The sequence below is a fragment of the Leuconostoc sp. XM4 genome, assembly GCF_055698815.1.
In genome coordinates this window covers 335,968-355,227 of sequence record NZ_CP134507.1, presented here as the reverse complement: position 1 = coordinate 355,227, position 19,260 = coordinate 335,968, and the positions used below count along the sequence as shown (strand labels likewise).

At 38.0% G+C, this 19,260-nt stretch carries 15 protein-coding genes; 1 reads left to right on the top strand and 14 read right to left on the bottom strand.

Translation table 11 applies throughout. The annotated features are described in order from the left end of the window. Nucleotides 1-19 precede the first annotated feature (19 nt). The 4 genes from RHP64_RS01970 to pth all read right to left on the bottom strand — a co-directional run bounded on the left by RHP64_RS01970 (nt 20) and on the right by pth (nt 4,903). Entirely contained in the window at nt 20-418 is a 399-nt protein-coding gene (locus RHP64_RS01970; RefSeq protein ID WP_011679260.1) for an FtsB family cell division protein, read from the bottom strand. An 81-nt stretch (nt 419-499) separates the two neighbouring features. Further along, nucleotides 500-781 carry an RNA-binding S4 domain-containing protein gene (locus RHP64_RS01965; protein WP_004164715.1) on the bottom strand — a complete coding sequence of 94 codons (282 nt, stop codon included), beginning with the start codon at nt 779-781 and terminating at the stop codon, nt 500-502. Nucleotides 782-796: 15 nt separating this feature from the next. Next, nucleotides 797-4,336 (bottom strand): transcription-repair coupling factor, encoded by a 3,540-nt coding sequence (gene mfd, locus RHP64_RS01960; protein WP_025267768.1) that lies wholly within the window; start codon nt 4,334-4,336, stop codon nt 797-799. After that, a complete protein-coding gene (gene pth / locus RHP64_RS01955) occupies nt 4,337-4,903 on the bottom strand; it encodes an aminoacyl-tRNA hydrolase (RefSeq protein WP_010291225.1) in 567 nt (188 codons plus the stop codon). Between the two features lie 125 nt (nt 4,904-5,028). On the opposite strand from pth, the gene cbpA reads away from it, so the two are divergent. Continuing rightward, nucleotides 5,029-5,673 carry a cyclic di-AMP binding protein CbpA gene (cbpA, locus tag RHP64_RS01950; RefSeq protein WP_011679258.1) on the top strand — a complete coding sequence of 215 codons (645 nt, stop codon included), beginning with the start codon at nt 5,029-5,031 and terminating at the stop codon, nt 5,671-5,673. 71 nt (nt 5,674-5,744) lie between these two features. Here cbpA and RHP64_RS01945 read toward each other — a convergent pair whose 3' ends face one another. The 10 genes from RHP64_RS01945 to RHP64_RS01900 form a co-directional block, all read right to left on the bottom strand. Continuing rightward, nucleotides 5,745-6,347 (bottom strand): ATP-dependent Clp protease proteolytic subunit, encoded by a 603-nt coding sequence (locus RHP64_RS01945; RefSeq protein WP_014324297.1) that lies wholly within the window; start codon nt 6,345-6,347, stop codon nt 5,745-5,747. An 87-nt stretch (nt 6,348-6,434) separates the two neighbouring features. Continuing rightward, a complete protein-coding gene (gene whiA / locus RHP64_RS01940; protein ID WP_462785054.1) occupies nt 6,435-7,379 on the bottom strand; it encodes a DNA-binding protein WhiA in 945 nt (314 codons plus the stop codon). After that, a complete protein-coding gene (locus RHP64_RS01935; protein ID WP_011679256.1) occupies nt 7,380-8,348 on the bottom strand; it encodes a gluconeogenesis factor YvcK family protein in 969 nt (322 codons plus the stop codon). 97 nt (nt 8,349-8,445) lie between these two features. Then, complete coding sequence (uvrA, locus tag RHP64_RS01930) at nt 8,446-11,304, bottom strand: excinuclease ABC subunit UvrA (RefSeq protein ID WP_025267767.1); 2,859 nt, start codon at nt 11,302-11,304, stop codon at nt 8,446-8,448. Nucleotides 11,305-11,335: 31 nt separating this feature from the next. Then, nucleotides 11,336-13,345, bottom strand: a complete 2,010-nt coding sequence (gene uvrB, locus RHP64_RS01925) for an excinuclease ABC subunit UvrB (RefSeq protein ID WP_014324295.1) — start codon at nt 13,343-13,345, stop codon at nt 11,336-11,338. Nucleotides 13,346-13,461: 116 nt separating this feature from the next. Beyond that, nucleotides 13,462-15,600, bottom strand: coding sequence for an LTA synthase family protein (locus RHP64_RS01920; protein WP_025267766.1), 2,139 nt, complete (start codon nt 15,598-15,600; stop codon nt 13,462-13,464). A gap of 51 nt (nt 15,601-15,651) precedes the next feature. Beyond that, nucleotides 15,652-15,915 carry a YkuJ family protein gene (locus RHP64_RS01915; protein ID WP_004164725.1) on the bottom strand — a complete coding sequence of 88 codons (264 nt, stop codon included), beginning with the start codon at nt 15,913-15,915 and terminating at the stop codon, nt 15,652-15,654. Then, complete coding sequence (locus RHP64_RS01910; RefSeq protein ID WP_011679251.1) at nt 15,908-16,945, bottom strand: lysylphosphatidylglycerol synthase transmembrane domain-containing protein; 1,038 nt, start codon at nt 16,943-16,945, stop codon at nt 15,908-15,910. The genes RHP64_RS01915 and RHP64_RS01910 overlap by 8 nt, the downstream gene beginning before the upstream one ends. A gap of 9 nt (nt 16,946-16,954) precedes the next feature. Next, a complete protein-coding gene (locus tag RHP64_RS01905; RefSeq protein WP_014324292.1) occupies nt 16,955-17,962 on the bottom strand; it encodes an LTA glycolipid anchor biosynthesis glycosyltransferase, IagA/BgsA family in 1,008 nt (335 codons plus the stop codon). After that, entirely contained in the window at nt 17,963-19,189 is a 1,227-nt protein-coding gene (locus RHP64_RS01900; protein WP_014324291.1) for a glycosyltransferase family 4 protein, read from the bottom strand. Between the last annotated feature and the right edge of the window lie 71 nt (nt 19,190-19,260).

Sequence of the window (19,260 nt, the reverse complement as noted above, 5' to 3'; positions counted from 1 at the left end):
GCACCCCTAGGGCGCTTCCTTAATTATTATCGGATGGTAAATTATAAACAAGTTCTCCTTGCTTTGAATAACCATATTTGTCTCGTAGTAGTTGCTGTAAGTACGTTGCGTCTTTTAAACGTTTTGTATCAGCAGTTAAATCAGTATTGGTTTTTTGGACTTTTTCCAAACGATCTTGTGTATTCGTTAGTTCTTGATTAGCCGCATGCAACTTCACTTGGCCTATCAAGAGTTGCACAACAAAAATTATCGCTATCAACCCGCCAAAAAGAAGAATTTTTTTCTCCCGTCGCGCGTGCGCCTTGCGATAATGTTTTGCCGCTTCCGAGTTAGCACGTTCTGATTTTTTAATTTCACGTGCTATCGCTGGGTTTAACGGTGTAATATTTGATTGTCTTCTTTTAAAATTACCCGCCATAGTGAATTCTACCTAATGTAATTTTGTCACGTTCTTTATCATTTTACAATAATATTTAAACTAACTTAAACATTTTGGCTATTATTCGTCACCAATTTTACGAAAATCTTGCTGAAATTTCTCACTAATAACTTCATACATGTCAGCAGATTCTTCTTTTTTGGTTGTTTCAACAATTTTGAGTACTTTAACTGTCAGCGTTTTGTTTCCAAAACGTACTTCTAATTCATCATTTGTGGACACATCTGATGATGACTTAGCAACTTTACCGTTAATTGAGATTCGTCCTTGGTCAGCAATCTCTTTGGCGACCGTCCGACGCTTAATTAACCGCGAAATTTTAAGATATTTATCTAAACGCATATTCTTCTCCTATATTTAATGATGAAGTTCATTTAATGTTTTTGCTGATAATTTATTAATAATGACTAACAAAAAGTTCCGTAAAATATTGAGCCAGATACTACTTTCTGCGACATCGTTCACAGTGAAGATCACTTGTAAATTACCTTCTTCTGTTCGTACAGCTGCTTTTAACGGCACGTCAACCATTGTCTCAAATATGGCTTCTCCAGCTAAGTTTTTCGTAGCTGTTTCATTAAATGTCATAATTAATTGTTTTCTTTGGCGTCGTATATTCGTAATTTGTGACTGATCAGCTAACTGCTTAATTTGACCTACGAGCAATAATCGGGCCACCTCATCTGGCATTTCACCAAAGCGGTCAAGCATATCAGACTCAATGTCTTCAAATTCTGCATCAGTTCTAGCCTGACGAATGCGAGAATATAATTCAATTTTTTGTGCATTATCACTAACGTACTCATCTGGCAAATAAGCTAGCACACCTAAGATTAATTCTGCATCCGTTTCTGGTTGGCTTGTCGTAACTTGTTTTCCCTGTTTTTGTGCCACAGTATCTTTCAACATTTGAGTATACATGTCATAACCCACTGAATCAATAAATCCGTGTTGTTGTTTACCGAGCAAATCACCTGCACCACGAATACTTAAATCACGCATAGCTATTCTGAAACCTGAACCGAGTTCCGTGAAATCGCGTATGGCCTCAAGTCTTTTCTCGGCTTCTTCTGAGGGTGTACGCGTAAATGGATAAGTAAAATATGCATATGCTAAGCGTGTCGAACGCCCAACACGACCACGCAATTGATAAAGCTGTGCCAACCCCATATGATCAGCATTTTCGACAATTAAAGTATTTGCATTAGGGATGTCGACACCTGTTTCAATAATTGTGGTTGTTACTAGAACATCATATTGTCCATTCAAAAAGTCATATAGGATACTTTCAAGCTGTGTTTCTGACATCTGCCCATGAATTGCAGCTACACGCGCCGAAGGAATTAATTCTTCTATTTGACTAACAATACGGTCTAGGTCAGCAACACGATTGTGTAGATAAAAAACTTGACCGTTACGTGCAATTTCTTTTTCAATCGCATCACGAACTATTTTCCAATCCATTGCCAAAACATAAGTTTGAATTGGATATCGGTTTGCAGGCGGTGTTTCAATGACAGATAAATCACGGGCGCCCACCATAGCCATATTAAGCGTACGTGGAATTGGTGTTGCAGTCAATGTTAGGACATCAACACTTGTTCGTAACTGTTTTAGTCTTTCTTTATGTTTAACACCAAACCGCTGCTCTTCATCTATGATTAGTAAACCAAGATCTGAAAAGTCCACATCTTTGCTCAACAAACGGTGCGTACCGACAACTACATCGATTTCGTGATTTTGAAGCTGCTCAATAATCATTTTGTTCTGGGTTGGCGTTTGAAAACGACTTAATACGCCAATTTTAATTTCTGGAAAATCACTAAATCTAGCCAACATTGTTTCATAATGTTGTTGAACCAAAATTGTAGTTGGTGCTAGAAAGGCGACTTGTTTACCAGAATGAGCAGCTTTAAAAACAGCACGCAAGGCAACCTCAGTTTTTCCAAAGCCAACGTCTCCCACAAGTAACCGGTCCATTGGTCGCAGCTTTTGCATATCAACTTTAATTTCTTCAATACTGCGAATTTGATCAGGTGTTTCTGGGTAACCAAAAGAATCATCAAACTTGATTTGGGCATGATCATCCGGTGGAAAAACGTACCCTTGCTGCGCTTCGCGTTTAGCGTATAACTCTAATAAATCATCAGCAATATCTTCAATTTTTGCCGCAACTTGTCTTTTTGTTTTAGCCCACTCACTACCACCCAATTTGTTTAACTTAGGTTTCTTAGCAACATCAGATGCACCAACATATTTTTGAATAAGATTAAGTTGTGTGACAGGAATAAATATTTTCGCATTTTGCTGATAAGCAATTGTTAGATAATCCTGTTTTCCACCGTCAGCTTCAATTGTTTGCAAGCCTTCATAGCGACCAATACCATGATTAATATGAACAACGTAATCGCCCACATTCAATTCATTATAAGATTTCAAACGCTCTGAGTTAGCAATTTTGCGGGTTCGCGGTGCGGAATGCTTTGCTTGTGTAAATAGTTCATGTGTAGTTAGTACGGTCAAATGTAATTTTGGCCATTCAAATCCAGCTGATAGCTCACCTGGCATAATTTGTACTTGGTTTTTCACTATATCTCGCGTCTCAGTGACCGGTACTTCTAATTCAGATAAACTACGAGAAAAGTTAGCCCGTCGTTTAGCGTCAGGAATTAATAACACCATTGTAATACCAGATTCCTGTGCATATATTAAATCATTTTTCAAGGCAGGAATTTGTCCATAATACTGATTTGCTGGGCGCGTTGTCACTTCTTCAACATTGGTAAACTTAATTCGGTTGAGTCCACGCTGAAAATTAGCTAAGTAGATTGTCGCATGTTGATTACTTGCTAATAAATCGGTGATTTCAGTTCGCCAAGTTTGTTTTGGTAATAACTGATACGCTTCAATTTGCTGCTCAATCCATTCCTGATCACGTGTCATTTGCTGAAGTCGCGTTTCCATTAATCGTGTGTATTCATCAATGATGATTAACGAATCAGTTGGAAAATAGTCAAGTAGGGTTGTCTGGCCATCAAAGAAAAAAGGAGCATATGGCACTAACACACTACCTCGTTCTCGTTCGTTCAACATATACTGTGTGGGAGCAAAGCCATCCGTGGCATGCTTTTTATCAACCCCGCTTAGATTGGTGCGGTAATCGCTAAAAGCGCTTTCAATCGCTAACTTAGCCTGGTCATACTGATGCTCTGATACGATAAAATCTGTCGCCGGTTCAATATTGATTTCGTCAAAACTAGTGGTACTTTTTTGGGTCGCAACATCAAAGCTCTTTAATTGGTCCAATTCATCATCAAAAAAGTCAAGTCGAATAGGATCATCAAAGGTAATTGGATAAACATCAACAATTGATCCTCGATGTGCGAATTCACCTGGTGTTTGAACTAATTTAGTTGGCGTATATCCCATCATCATTAAAGTGTTTTTAATGACATTCAAATTGTAAGCATCCCCAACTTTAACATGTAAATGTGCTTGTTCCAGTGACTGCTTTTTAGGTACCAAACGTTCTGCACCTGCCAAACTTGTAACCACAATAATAGGTTTTTCTGTTTTTAAGGCAAGTAATGTTTGTACGCGTTGTAGTCGTAATTCAGAAGAACTAATTGCCATTTCTGTGGCAATAGACTCTTCTGCTGGAAAGTTGTAGACCAAATCTTCAAGCAAAGATGACAGATCATCGAAAAATTGATCAGCATGCACTTGCGTGTCAGATATAATCAACATTGGTCGGGGATTTTTACGGTATAAGGCAGCAATACTAGCCGCACGAGCGGTGCCATTCACGCCTAAAAGCAACTGTGCTGAGCCCACAGTTGCCTGTTCGTTAAGTTTTTTAATTGTTACTGTGTCACTTAAAAAGTCTATTAATGTCATTTATCCATTATATCGATTACTTAGTTCAGGTGCTGTGGCACCTTGAATCCAATCCGCTATCGCTTGCGTACTACGGTCCAACATTGCGTCTATGTCTGGTTTTTCTGCTGCAGTAAATTTTCCTAAAACATAATTAACAACTACATTTTGCTCATGAACAGGATGCCCTAGTCCAAATTTCAAACGCAGAAATGTCTGGGAACCAGTATGCGTCATGATGCTTTTTAAGCCATTATGACCACCCGCCGATCCTTTCGCACGAAAACGCATTTTACCAAATGGTAGATCCATATCATCAACCAATACTAATACATCATCAACATCTCCGTCGTAATAGTCCAGAATGGCTCGAACGGCTTTACCAGAATCGTTCATGTATGTTGTTGGCTTAACCAACATGACTGATTCTCCGCCTATGATTGTCTTAGCAACCAAAGCAAATTGCTTACTTGGAGAAAATGACATATGATTTGCTGTCGCAAAAGCATCAACAGCCATAAAGCCAATGTTGTGGCGTGTTTGGTCGTATTCTGCACCAATATTTCCAAGTCCAAATATAAATTTCACGTTTCTATTCCTCATAAAGCATTCTAAAATAATCTAACCTCCAGTATACCACGCACACACTACAATTTTGTGTTATCATATTGTATGGCTATTTAATGATAAAAAAATTAGATTAGGACAGGATAATGTTTCAAAAATCTTTGGTAATCCCTAAATCGGAGTTAACAACCGTAACCGAAAATGCAACAATTCAAGAAGTATACGATATTTTTAATGACCCAGAAAACGCACACACACGCACCATGCCTATTCTTGACGAATCAGGCAAGCTTTTTCGTGGTAATGTCTATAAACAACACGTTTTTGAACACGTTGCAAAAAACGGGAATATGAACTTACCTGCAACAGCCATTATGCGCAACTCAACAAAATTTATTTACACGAATAGTAAATTTTATGAAGTTTTTTTTGCGATTAGAGATTTACCATTTATTGCTGTCTTAGATGAAAATCATCAGTTTTATGGTATTTTTACGCACGATGCTTTAATGGACTTATTGTCACAAAGTTGGTCAGTCCGTTCTGGAGGTGTTGCCATAGCTATTTCAACACATAACACTCAAGGGGATTTGAGCAAAATTTCTAAAATCATCACACGCTATTCAAATATTGAATCACTACTTACCATTCAATCTGAGCTTAAACCCTTAACAGTTCTCTTCACGCTTCCCTTGCAAGAAGATAGCGAGCAATTGGAAAAACTTATCAAACGCTTAGAAAAGAAAGGTTATCATGTTTCAAGCGTCGAAAATTTAAATCGTTTTAGATAATAAGTAGTATACAAAAACACCGCACCAAGGTAATAAAACCTTGATATGGTGTTTTTTTCATGTATTGCGTATTACTTTGTTGCTGGTTTTTCACCTGATTTAGTTAAAATACCATCAATGAAACCATATTCCAATGTTTCCTCAGCACTCATCCAATTATCACGTTCAGTGTCGCGACCAATTGTCTTCAAATCCTTACCTGAAGCATCAGCTAAAATTTTGTTCAACTTGGCACGTGTCTTCGTCAACTGTTCTGCAATGATTGCCATGTCAGTTTGCTGTGTTCCACCGGCAGCACCGCCCATTGGTTGGTGGATGAGGTATTCAGCATTTGGCAACATAAAACGATGCCCTTTTTCACCGGATGCAGCAATGATTGTTCCCATTGATGCCGCTAGGCCCATTACAATAGTTGTTACTGGTGCCTTAATGAAATTCATTGTATCAGTGATTGATAATCCAGCTGTCACCGATCCTCCGGGTGAATTGATATACATAGAAATTTCTTTTGTTGGATCTTGAGCTTCTAAGAATAGCAATTGCGCAACGATTGATGTTGCCATACTATCTTCAATTTCGCCCTGTACCAAAATAATACGATCTTTTAACAAACGTGATGGTAAATCATAATTTTCACGTCCATTGGCAGTTTGTTCAATAACTCCTGGCCACATATATTTTACCTCATATCTTAGAGTGGTTAATTTAATAATTAACTTATATATATTTTAGCACATTAGAGACGAGAGTGCTAAAAAGTTTTACAACTTTGTTAAATCATAGTCTATACCTTGCTCAATCATTGTTGCCAGTTGTGTTAATTTACGCATGCGATGGTTAGCACCTGATTTACTAATATCTAGTACTTCACCTAATTCTGCCAACGTTTCATCAGGATATTCTAATCTTGCCTTCGCGATGTCACGCAGTTTTTTTGGTAATATGTCTAGACTACCCAATGTATCAATAATTAAATTAATCTGACTAACTTGTTTATTAGCTGCGATTGCTGTTTTTTGTATGTTTGCTGTTTCAGCATTGACCAGGCGATTAACTGAATTACGCATATCACGCATCATACGAATATCCTCAAACTTGAGCATAGATTGAGTCGCACCAATTGTTTGCAAAAAGTCCACGATTTTTTCTGCGCGTTTCAAATAGACAATAAAACCATTACCTCGCTCAGAAATTTTTGATGGCAAATCAAATTCTTGCATCATTATCATCAATTGCTCAGCTAGTTCTTCGTGGGTCGTATAAATTTCCAAATGATAGTTAGCTCGTTCTGGTGAATTAACTGATCCAGCAGCCAAAAAAGCACCGCGTAAAAAAGAACGCCGTTTGTCAACTTGATTTAGCATACGCGGAGGTACTTCTGGATGTAAGCCAAATGGATCAATACCTAAATCATCCAGTACCTCATCAATCTTAGTTTTTAGTAATACCCCATAGGATTTGTGTTGTGATAAATGATTGTGATCTGTTACGCTGACTTCAACTTCAACTTCAACGTAAGTTTCTTTTAAGAGTGTATAAATTCGACGGGCAATAGCAGCGTTTTCAGTTTGCACCCGAATTGTTTGATCAAAACCAAGGGTACTAACCCCGTTCATTCTCATTAAAGCTGCCAACTCAGCTTTTGCATTTCCGGCATGAACAATCAAACCAGTCAGCTCTTTTTTTACATCTGCTGCATATGACATTTAGCACTGCTCCAAAATTTTCAATAATTCTTCAGTAATTTTTTGACCATCATGAAATGCACCAGCGTCACGTAACTGCAAAAAATCACCTGAAATTTGAGTTGCTCCTTGAACCACAACTGCCTGCTCGTCAAGCTTCACCTGATTAGAAACCTCATTCCACTTTTGAAAGTCGACAAAATCATCAGGAACCTTTTCACTATTTGAAATGACATAGTCAATTGCTTGCATGCCAATATGTGCATTTAAAGCAAGGAGATGTTGTGCATCTGTATAAGCATCAGTTTCGCCCTTTTGAGTCATAATGTTGGCAATGTAAACTTGCTTGGCTTTAGTGAGCTGTAATGCCTCACGGACTTCAGGCACAACTACATTAGGTAAAATTGATGTAAACAGACTTCCGGGACCATAGACAATCAAGTCCGCACTCAAAATCGCTTCAACAACCTCTGGAGCAGCTTTAGGCTCTTCACCTGGTTCATCACCTGTTACCCAAACATGGTCTATTGTTTGATGTGCATGTGTTATTTCAGCTTCTCCAGCAACTGTGTTGCCATTCTTAAATTCAGCATGTAGCACTAGAGGCTCGTTAGAAACAGGATAAATATGCCCTTGAACATGCATAAAATTAGCTAGATATTGCACCGCATCAAAAATATTTCCATGCATTTCAGTCATCGCAGCGATAATTAGATTTCCAACAGCGTGCTTGGCAAAAAAATCATCTTTTGCATCAAAACGATACTGCATAACCTTTAAAAATTCCGCGTCCGTATCTGCCATTGCTACGAGGATATTTCTAATATCTCCGGGAGGTACTATATTAATGTAGTTTCGTAGTAGTCCACTTGATCCACCATCGTCAGCCACTGTCACAATTGCTGATAAATCAACTTCTTGTTTCACAAGCGGCTTGATAATTACAGGTAGACCCGAACCACCACCAATAATGACGATTTTGGGTTTCATATAATAGTTAACCTTCCATATACTTACATTCATTTTAACACAAAACCACCCAACAAATTGCTAGGTGGTTTTAGTCGTTACTTGAGAGATTTCTTGTTTAAGCTCGTGACAAATCGCGCTCAATTACTTCTTTCAAGTACTTACCGGTATAAGATCCTGCCGTTTTCATCACCTTTTCAGGTGTGCCGGCGACCAAAACTTTTCCACCACCAGCGCCGCCTTCTGGACCCATGTCAATTATCCAATCAGCTGACTTAATCACATCCAAGTTATGCTCAATAACTACAATAGTATTGCCAACATCTACTAGCCGTTCCAGCACTTCTAGCAAGCGAGCAATGTCGTCAGTATGTAAACCAGTAGTTGGTTCATCCAGAATATAAATTGTTTTACCATTAGTGCGTCGATGAAGTTCCGATGCTAATTTCATGCGTTGGGCTTCACCACCTGACAAAGTCGTTGCAGATTGCCCTAGTTTTACATAACCCAAGCCCACATCATTAATCGTTTGTAGCTTTTTAGCAATTTTTGGAATAGGCGTGAAAAATTCAAGTGCCTCTGAAGCAGTCATGTCTAAGACTTGTGATATATTTTTGCCTTTATAGGTAACTTCCAACGTTTCTGAATTATAACGAGTACCACCACAAACTTCACAGGCTACATACACATCAGGCAAGAAATTCATTTCTATTTTGATCACACCATCGCCACGACAATTCTCACAACGACCACCTTTTGTGTTAAATGAAAAGCGTCCTTTGTTGTATCCACGCATTTTAGCTTCATTTGTTTGTGAAAACAAATCACGAATATCATCGAATACACCTGTATAGGTCGCAGGATTAGAACGTGGTGTACGTCCAATTGGTGATTGATCAATATCAACTATTTGTTCTATATTTTCAGTGCCCTCAATTGATCGATACGCACCTGGTTTTTCAGAGTTATTATTTAGTTTTTGCTTCAAAGCTCGCTTCAACACTGTATTGACTAATGTTGATTTACCAGAACCTGAAACACCTGTTACCGCAACAAACTTTCCTAGAGGTATCTTTGCAGTAATGTTTTTTAGGTTATTTTCTTTGGCGCCTTTCACCGTAATCCAGTTGCCATTCCCTTTTCGGCGCTTGGCAGGTACTGCAATAAATTTTTTCCCAGATAAATATTGTCCAGTTAATGAGCTTTTGTTGGCTTCAACTTCAGCGGGCGTGCCACTAGCCACAATAGTACCGCCCAAAGCACCAGCACCAGGGCCGACATCTATCAAATAATCAGCCGCACGCATTGTATCTTCATCGTGCTCGACAACAACTAAGGTATTTCCTAAGTCACGCATACGATGCATTGACTCTAGCAACATATCATTGTCACGCTGGTGCAAACCAATGGAAGGTTCATCTAAAACATAAAGAACTCCTGATAAATTAGATCCAATCTGAGTAGCCAAACGAATTCGCTGAGATTCTCCGCCAGAAAGCGTTCGTGCTGAACGAGAAAGTGTTAAATACTTTAAACCTACGCTTTGTAGGAAGCCAAGACGATCCTTAATTTCTTTGATAATAGGCGAGGCAATCTCACTATCCTGTTGTCCCAAGGAAACACTATTAAAAAATGCCAATTCTTGATCAACCGGTAACTCCGACACCTCACCAATATGTTTGCCATTAATTTTGACTGAAAGTGCGGCCTTGTTTAGGCGATAACCGCCACAGGCTTTACACTTTAATTCTGTCATATAATGAGTCATTTGCTCGCGCGTGAAATCTGAATTTGTTTCCGTGAAACGGCGAGCAATGTTATTTATTACTCCCTCAAAGGGGATATCAACATCACGAACCCCGCCAAAATCATTTTTATAATGGAAGTGAAAATCCTTTTCATCAGAACCATTCAGAATTAAATCTTGTTGTTTTTTAGGAAGTTTATTAAATGGTGTGTCCATGTCAATAGCAAATTGCTCAGCAAATTGACGCAACATTTCCGGATAATAATTGGATGATATTGGGTTCCATGGCAGAATAGCTCCCTCATTCAAGGTTTTCGTATCGTCCGGAATTACTAAATCAATATCCACTTCGCGCGTAACACCCAAACCTTGGCAAAACTCACAAGCTCCTAATGGTGCATTGAAACTGAACAAGCGCGGTTCTAATCGCCCTGCACGAAAATCCTTCAACTCTCCAAGATAGTGGTCAGAAAACTTTAATGGTGCAACTGGATTTTCATCATCACGAGTTACCACATCAAGTTCAACTTGGCCGTCATTCAAACGAACAGCTGCTTCAATCGAGTCAAATAGACGTGACCGAGAATTGCCACGTAAAACAATTCGATCGATCATAACGTCAATGTCGTGAGGCTTGTTTTTATTAAGACTCAACTGCTGTGAATCAATCTCAATAATATCTCCATCTACACGAGCTCGAATATATCCCTGTTTGCGCATATGGTCAAATGCTGTTTCATGCGATCCGCGTTTTCCTCTAATGATTGGTGCAAATACTTGTAATCTTGTACCCTCAGGCAAGTTATTCAATGTATATTCAACCATTTGATCGATTGTATACATAATTTTTGTACCATCTTTTGGATCATCCGGTCGCCCAACACGTGCGTATAGTAAACGGAAGTAATCATTGATTTCAGTCACTGTACCAACGGTTGAGCGTGGATTATTAGATGTTGTTTTTTGGTCGATAGAAATAGCAGGTGATAAACCATCAATAGAATCGACATCTGGTTTGTCCATTTGACCTAAAAATTGGCGTGCATAAGAACTTAAACTTTCCACGTAGCGCCTTTGCCCCTCTGCGTATAGGGTATCAAAAGCTAATGATGATTTACCTGATCCAGATAGACCAGTAACGACTGTGAGTTGATTTTTAGGAATATTTACATCAATATTTTTTAAATTATGAGCGCGAGCACCGCGTATTTCGATATGATCTTTTGCCATTATTTTCTCTTTTTCGTTTATATCAGTTCAATTAAAGATTAGCACGTGTTTTTAATTCCATTACCGTATCGCGTAATTGAGCTGCCTCTTCAAAGTCAAGTGCCTTAGCAGCCGCCTTCATTTGACTCGTCATATTATCCACAATAGACTGTTGCTCATCTTTAGGTAAGTCGTTAAACGCCACCTTTGTCAAATCAACAACTTTTTCTTCAGTAGCAGCATGTGTGACAGATATCAGGTCACGAATATCTTTCTTAATTGTTTTCGGTGTAATACCATGTTGCGTATTATATTGCATCTGAATTTCTCGCCTGCGGGCTGTTTCATCAATAGCTTCAAGCATGGATCTAGTCATCTTATCCGCATACATGATAACGTGTCCATTTTCATTACGTGCGGCACGGCCAATAGTTTGGATTAATGAACGTGGATTACGCAAAAATCCTTCTTTATCAGCATCCAATATAGCTACTAAGGATACTTCAGGAACATCAATCCCCTCACGCAATAAGTTAATACCAATTAAAACATCATATTTACCCAAGCGTAAATCACGGATAATTTCCGTACGTTCAAGTGTTTTGATATCCGCGTGCAAATAAGCTACTTTTATTCCCAAATCCTTCAAATAATCAGTTAGGTCCTCAGCCATACGTTTGGTTAACGTTGTGATAAACACACGTTCATCACGCTCCGATCGCTTCGTTATTTCCCCGACCAAGTCATCAATTTGTCCCATAACAGGTCGCACTTCAACTTCTGGATCAAGCAACCCCGTTGGTCGAATAATTTGTTGAATAACGTGTTTTGAATCGACACGCTCATTTTCATAATCACCAGGTGTCGCTGACATATAAATAATCTGGTTAACGTGTTTTTCGAATTCAGGAAGTTTTAATGGCCGATTGTCTAATGCGCTTGGCAAACGAAAGCCATAGTTAACCAACGTTTCTTTTCTAGCTTTATCCCCATTAAACATACCGCGAATTTGTGGCATGGTAACATGACTTTCATCAATAACAATCAAAAAATCATCTGGAAAAAAGTCAATCAATGTAAATGGTGGTTCACCCGCTTGACGACCATCCATCCAACGTGAGTAGTTTTCAATGCCGCCAACAAATCCCATTTCTTCGAGCATCGCCAAATCATACTCTGTACGTTGTTTAATACGCTGCGCCTCTAATAACTTACCTTCTTTTTTGAATAGCTCAACCTGAGTGTTCATTTCTTGACGGATACCGTCCAATGCCACTTGCATTTGGTCGTCATCGGTCATAAAATGTTTTGCTGGAAAAATAGCTACATGGTCACGTTCTGCTATTGTTTCTCCTGTCAAAGAATTAATTTCTCGGATACGATCAATTTCATCACCAAAAAATTCAATTCGCAAAGCCATTTCATCTTGGGAGGCAGGAAAAATTTCGATCACGTCACCACGAACACGAAACGTTCCACGATGAAAATCAATGTCATTACGAGTAAACTGCACATCAATCAAATCACGCATTAATTGATCACGCTCATATTCATATCCAACACGCAAACTGATAACATGATCCTTATATTGGTGCGGATCTCCTAAACCAAAAATAGAACTGACGGAAGCAACTACAATGACATCATTACGTTCAAGTAACGAACTAGTCGCGGAGTTTCGTAGTTTATCGATTTCATCATTCACAGCTGAATCTTTTTCAATAAACGTATCAGAACTTGGGACATAAGCTTCAGGCTGATAATAATCATAGTAAGAGACAAAATATTCTACTGCATTATTAGGAAAAAATTCTTTTAGCTCACCATATAACTGCCCAGCTAAAGTCTTATTGTGACTTAAAACCAACGTTGGCTTTTTTACTTCCTTAATGACATTTGAAATGGTAAATGTTTTACCTGTTCCCGTAGCTCCGAGTAATATCTGTTCTTTAACATGATTGTTGATTCCACCAACTAGTTTTTCAATGGCTTGTGGCTGGTCACCGGTTGGTTCATATTTAGACTTAATTTCAAATTCATGCTCTATCTGTCGCTCTATCATTGACGTTCTCTTTTCATAAATCTGCTCAGTATTATTTCACAATTAATACACTATCATCCCATTATAACAAAAAACGAACAAACGTTCTACATGAGCGTTTTGTTCGTTTTTTGTGACTACTTGTCATCGTCATCAGAATCTGTTTTTAATTCCGGTGCATCTGTGACATAGTCGCTAAGTGTTGATTTGCCTTTGTTCTTGGCTAATACACTCGAAGGATTAGACTTGAGTGCTTTTTTAAGCGAAGCCAGTCCCTCTGTTTTTTTATAATTATAATTCTTTTTGTTAATAAGATTAAAATCAGAATTTGAAGTATCAAAGCGCAATAAGTCGCCTGTAATAACTGCATCGGAGTAACCCAAAACTTTGGTTGCATAAGCGGACATTTGTTTTGCCACTTTTTGCAACTTTTTATCTGATTTGAGCGTAACTTGATCACCAGTTTTAGTATTAAAATACTGGTTATTGTATTTCGTATACGTTGGCGTTATCCAATCACCATCACGGAAAACTACTTTACCATCGTACTTCGAGGATAGCATATCTTGTCCAAACATTGTCATATTATTATCTGGGATGCCAAGCACATCCATTAAAGTTGGCAACATATCAATTTCACCACCATATGTATGGTCAATACCACCTTTTAGCCCTGTCGCATGAATCATGAATGGTACTTTTTGGAAAGTAGCTAAATCATTGTTAGTAATTTTATCTTTACCAAGTAGCTGTGCAATAGCATCCTGATGATTTTCAGAAATTCCATAGTGATCACCATACAGCACAAATACAGAATTGTCATACAACCCAGCTTTTTTGAGATAACTCATCAGCTCAGCGAATGCCTGATCCAAATAGTGAGCAGTTTGAACATAACCATCAACAGTTTTGTCTCCAGTTTTTGTTGCTGGGAAACTGATATTTTGTTTATCCAAATCATATGGATAATGATTTGTTACGGTTATTAACTTCGCATAAAATGGTTGTGGGAGCTGTTCAATATACTTCGCACTATCTCGCAGAAAAATTTTATCTTTCATCCCATAACCAATGTTATAGTTTGCTTTGTTTGCATTAGCATAATAAGCTTTAGAGAAAAAGTAATTATAGCCAAATGATTTATAGGTATTATCACGATTCCAAAAACTTGCAACATCCCCGTGAAAGGCAGCAGTTGTATAGCCTCTTTGTCCTAAGATAGCTGGTAATGACTCAAACGTATTACTCGTACCATACTTGACCATAGCAGAACCTGTAGCCAAACCATATAGTGAGTTTTCTTGCATCATCTCCGCATCAGATGTCTTCCCTTGACCAACTTGGTTATAGAAGTTATCGAAACTTAGTGTGTTTTGGTCATGATAGAACTGGTTCAGGTTGGGTGTGACTTCCTGCCCATCAACTTTATAATCTATTAAGAACTGCTGAAATGATTCCAAATGAATCATAAAGACGTTCTTACCTTTTTGCGTACCATAATACTGAATATTGGCAGGCAGTTTTTGCGTAGCAACAAACTTTTTTACTTTAGCTAAATCGGATGGCTTTGCTCGCTTCCGGCTTTCAGTTTGATTATAAGTTTGTACAGCGTTAAATACAGCATATTCATTCAATCCTAAATATTTAACAATGTAATTATTATCAAACGAACGGGTCAACAAACCTGAACGATCCGTTGATGCGATGCCGTAATCTACTAACATCAAGATGACACCAAAAAGCGTCGTTAAAATAGCAAACTTTTTTTGAACGCCTTTATGATCAATCGTTAATTGCTTGAAAACCACTAGCAAGATTAAGATCACAATATCAATAAAGACAAGATAATCCGTCCAATGAATAATTGCCGCAATTGATTTACCAAGATTTGTTCCAGTTGAACTACCCGAACCCAAAATACCCATGGATAAGAAATCTGAAAATTCTCTGTAGTATAGCATATTCGCAAATAACCATATTGACTGAATCAAATTAAAAATAATTGCCAACCAATAACTGGTTACGCCACGAAAATACAAGGAAATACTTAAAAATATAATAGCCGTCGGGATGGGATTCAAAAATAGCAAAAATTGCTGCGTTGATCCTTCCACACCTAAATTAAAATTCATGTGGTATTCAGCATACGTCTTCAACCACACAAGAACGACGTTTAATATGAAAAACCAAACTATTGGCGCCGATGTATCCATAGTTCGTTTAACTTGGTGCCAGAGGTTTCTGGGATTTGAGATTCGTTTTAATAAACTTATCATTTGTTATAAACGTGCCCGATAACATCCTAATAGCATGTGTTGGGCACCCTCCTAATAAATTAGTTTGAAATCATGTAAAACATCATAAATTTCAATTGCAACTAAATCAATATCATCAAACTGAAACTGTCGAATTTCACGATGTTCCTGAACTGTCCAGATCCTTGTCAATTGATCATACGTAACCTGTAAAGCTTCAATGCCAAAAGCATCAAATCGACGCGTTTGCACGCTGCCATCTGTTGAATCAATCATAGCACGTAACCGACTTAAAATTTGTTTCAAATCACTCGTATTGTATTTGTTGTCAAGCATTGTCACTCCTCCTATCATGGTGAGCAGGAATAAGGTAAGCAATTATCCCTGCAAAGATACCAAAATAATAAGTAATAAATCGCCAAAGTAAGATAACGAGAATCAATGTTGCTGGATTTTTAACAAAAGGTGAGAACAATAATTGAAAGCTAAGCTCTGCACCACCAACACCACCTGGGATTGGGAACAAGGAAATCACCATAACAATCATAATATTCATCGTTACAATCAGCCACGGATTGACAGACTGATAGCCGAAAGCACGTATGACAAAATAAGGTATCATATAGAACGTAATCAGTTGTAATGAAGTAAAAAAAGTGGCGCCAACCAATGATTGCCAACTGCTAATTACGCGACGTGATTCGGTATGAAAATTATCAATCTTTTGCTTAACATTCGCAATTAATCGCTCAAAACGCTCGCGACGCATCATTTTTTTTACAACTATTGCCACTAAATCGACCAAGCGTAATGTTAACGATGGCCAAAACATAACCAATATAATACCAATAATTACTACAGCATGAATCGCTATGGCAAAGGGGATGAATGTTGCGAAAGTGGGATTAACCTGTTGATAAATAAAGTGTTCGGCAGAGACATAGCCTATTATAAAGAATACCACAACAACAATTTGATAGACTAAAAACTTCATGAGAATAACAGACATCGCCCGCCCAGTTTCTACTCCAGATCGCGATAAACCATATAGTTGTGCCGGCTGGCCTCCAGTAGCAAATGGCGTGACTCCTGTTCCCAATAAGTTTAGTAGCGGAACTCTTAATAAGGACAAAACCGAGGTATGGCGCCGATCTTCTTTGCTCAATAAGGCCCTTGTAGCAGCCGCCTCAAGGAAAATTGATATAATCATCGTGAACAGGCCAAAAAGTAACCAATGCCAATCCAGATTTTCCAACGCCACGGACAGTTGGTGTCCTTTACCACTTAATTCTTTTGTCAAAAAATAAACGACAATAGCCGTCAGAACAACAACGATAATCATTGATACTCTATCACGTTTGAACATCGCGATTACTCACCCTTCTAACACCATTTTATATACCGCCTGTAATTGTTTTCCAATTTCAGGTAGGTCACGTGTTTGAGCTAATTTATAGCCTGATTCACTTAAATTTGGTGATTCCCCAGTTAAAATTTTTTGCATTTTGATTTCAAACTCATCTAAATCACGGGCTTTATAGCTATTTACCCCATCCTGTAACCATTTTTTATATACTGGAATGTCACGAACCAAAACCTTTTGCTTGGAAGCTAAAGCTTCTAGTACCACAATGCCTTCCGTTTCTTCGTAAGAAGGATACAAAAACAAATCTGCACCTTGAAAAGCACCACGAATGACATCCCCAGTAATATATCCAGGAAAAATTAAATTTCGTGGATGATTACCTTTTATCAAACGACTTATCTTATTAGGTACTAATCGTAAATCAGTGTAGCCAAACCAAATAAAAACATGCTCAGGATGCCTTTTTGCTAGTTCAACGAAGTCTAAAATACCTTTTCGCTCAAAGAAAAGCCCCACGCTCATAATCACTTTTTGATCATCTGCCAAGTCAAAGTATTCACGAAACTTTTTTATTTTATCATCATCATGCTGATATTTTTCTAGGGGAATACCATTAGAAATAGGAATAATCGGTTGATTTAAACGGTATCCACGTAGTAACTGCTTCGAATAAGGTGTTGGCGTAATAATCGCATCAGACTTACTATAAAGCGATACTAAGTATCGTTTAAATAACGGGGCAATGGTATTAGAACCAGTAAAGGAATTCCGAAAATCTTCATAAGTTGAATGACCGTGGTAAACAACTTTTTTACCCAATTTATGTGCCTTATTGACCATATGATGGCTATTCACACCGTATGTATTAATATGCAGTACATCGTAATCAAGGGACTTGGTATCAGTAGTGACTTCAACATCTGTGTAAGATAAGGCTTCTTTTTGTAACTTTAACGCACGTCCAATACCAGACTTAGCTATTAAATTTTGATTTTCAAAATAAAGTAAAACTTTCAATTAATTTCTCCTGAATGGATTACGTAAGATACGTTTCATATATCCCACCTCTTCATCATTGGGATACTCATCTTCCACGTCGCTAGCATGATAACTGGCCAAAATATCATCATAAAATGCTAAAACACGTGTTGCAAAGGTGTTTGCATCCACGTCTTTCATTTTTTTATGCCGATAGGCAATATCTTCTTCTGTATTTGGTCGTTTAAGATATTTTGTGATACCTGCTAGTAGTTCATCATAATCGCTCACCAACGTACCAATAGCTTCATTATCAACTAAATTATCTAAGTAAGGTGAATGTATAGCCACAAATGGTCTATCTGCTGCCATCGCCTCAATAAATGTTAATCCTTGAGTTTCAGTATCTGAAGAACTTACAAACACATTCGACATCTTATAATAATCAAAGATGTCATCATGATTGACCATCCCTGTGAATATTATTTTGTCTTCAAGCGCTAGTTCTTCGACCTGCTCTTCTAAAGATTTACGTGCTGGACCATCACCAGCAATTACTAAACGTGCTTCGGGTATTGTCTGTAATACTTCAGAAAATACGGAAATTGTCACACTAATATTCTTTTCAAACGCTAAGCGTCCCAGCGACAGAACAATAGGCTGCAATTCAGAAAAGTGATACTTTTCTCGTAAGTTAGTTTGTTTCGTACCATGCTCTGGTAAACAAACACCTGTCGGAATAACTCTCATAGGCACGGTCACACCGTAACGACGAAGCGTATCTTGAACGAGATTTGACGGCGCAATAACACCTGCCATACTAGCCATATATCCCTTCATAATACGCCCCACACCATGCGGTCCAATCAACATCCCCTTAGCAAAATAATGGGTGTAGTCTTCATACATCGTATGATAGGTGTGGACAGCAGGAATTTTTAACTGTCGCGCCACAAATTTACCCATTAAACCTAAAGAGAATTCTGTTTGGGTATGTACAATGTCGAGTTGTACAGATTTGGCAATTTCAACAGCTTGAATCAAGCCACGAAATGCTAGTCGACGATCTTTAAATCCAAGATATGGGAGGCTTGAAAAACGATAAATATGCGATTCAAATTTATTTTTAGGTACCTTGGGGTCAGTAGATGTAAAAATATAAACTTCGTGCCCCTGACTTTCAAGTGCTTCTTTAAGTGTCTTAATCGAAGTCGCAACTCCACTGACTTGTGGAAAGTACGTGTCCGTAAACAAACCAATGTTCATTGTTTTCTCCAATGTTCAAAAATATACAAATTTTCTATAAAAGCAATACTGCTATTATAACATTTTACGTA

Excerpts from the sequence above, each read along its gene's own strand:
- RHP64_RS01970 (WP_011679260.1), bottom strand. The coding sequence starts at position 418 with ATGGCGGGTAATTTTAAAAGAAGACAATCAAATATTACACCGTTAAAC.
- RHP64_RS01965 (WP_004164715.1), bottom strand. The coding sequence starts at position 781 with ATGCGTTTAGATAAATATCTTAAAATTTCGCGGTTAATTAAGCGTCGG.
- mfd (WP_025267768.1), bottom strand. The coding sequence starts at position 4,336 with ATGACATTAATAGACTTTTTAAGTGACACAGTAACAATTAAAAAACTT.
- cbpA (WP_011679258.1), top strand. The coding sequence starts at position 5,029 with ATGTTTCAAAAATCTTTGGTAATCCCTAAATCGGAGTTAACAACCGTA.
- RHP64_RS01945 (WP_014324297.1), bottom strand. The coding sequence starts at position 6,347 with ATGTGGCCAGGAGTTATTGAACAAACTGCCAATGGACGTGAAAATTAT.
- whiA (WP_462785054.1), bottom strand. The coding sequence starts at position 7,379 with ATGTCATATGCAGCAGATGTAAAAAAAGAGCTGACTGGTTTGATTGTT.
- RHP64_RS01935 (WP_011679256.1), bottom strand. The coding sequence starts at position 8,348 with ATGAAACCCAAAATCGTCATTATTGGTGGTGGTTCGGGTCTACCTGTA.
- uvrA (WP_025267767.1), bottom strand. The coding sequence starts at position 11,304 with ATGGCAAAAGATCATATCGAAATACGCGGTGCTCGCGCTCATAATTTA.
- uvrB (WP_014324295.1), bottom strand. The coding sequence starts at position 13,345 with ATGATAGAGCGACAGATAGAGCATGAATTTGAAATTAAGTCTAAATAT.
- RHP64_RS01920 (WP_025267766.1), bottom strand. The coding sequence starts at position 15,600 with ATGATAAGTTTATTAAAACGAATCTCAAATCCCAGAAACCTCTGGCAC.
- RHP64_RS01915 (WP_004164725.1), bottom strand. The coding sequence starts at position 15,915 with ATGCTTGACAACAAATACAATACGAGTGATTTGAAACAAATTTTAAGT.
- RHP64_RS01910 (WP_011679251.1), bottom strand. The coding sequence starts at position 16,945 with ATGTTCAAACGTGATAGAGTATCAATGATTATCGTTGTTGTTCTGACG.
- RHP64_RS01900 (WP_014324291.1), bottom strand. The coding sequence starts at position 19,189 with ATGAACATTGGTTTGTTTACGGACACGTACTTTCCACAAGTCAGTGGA.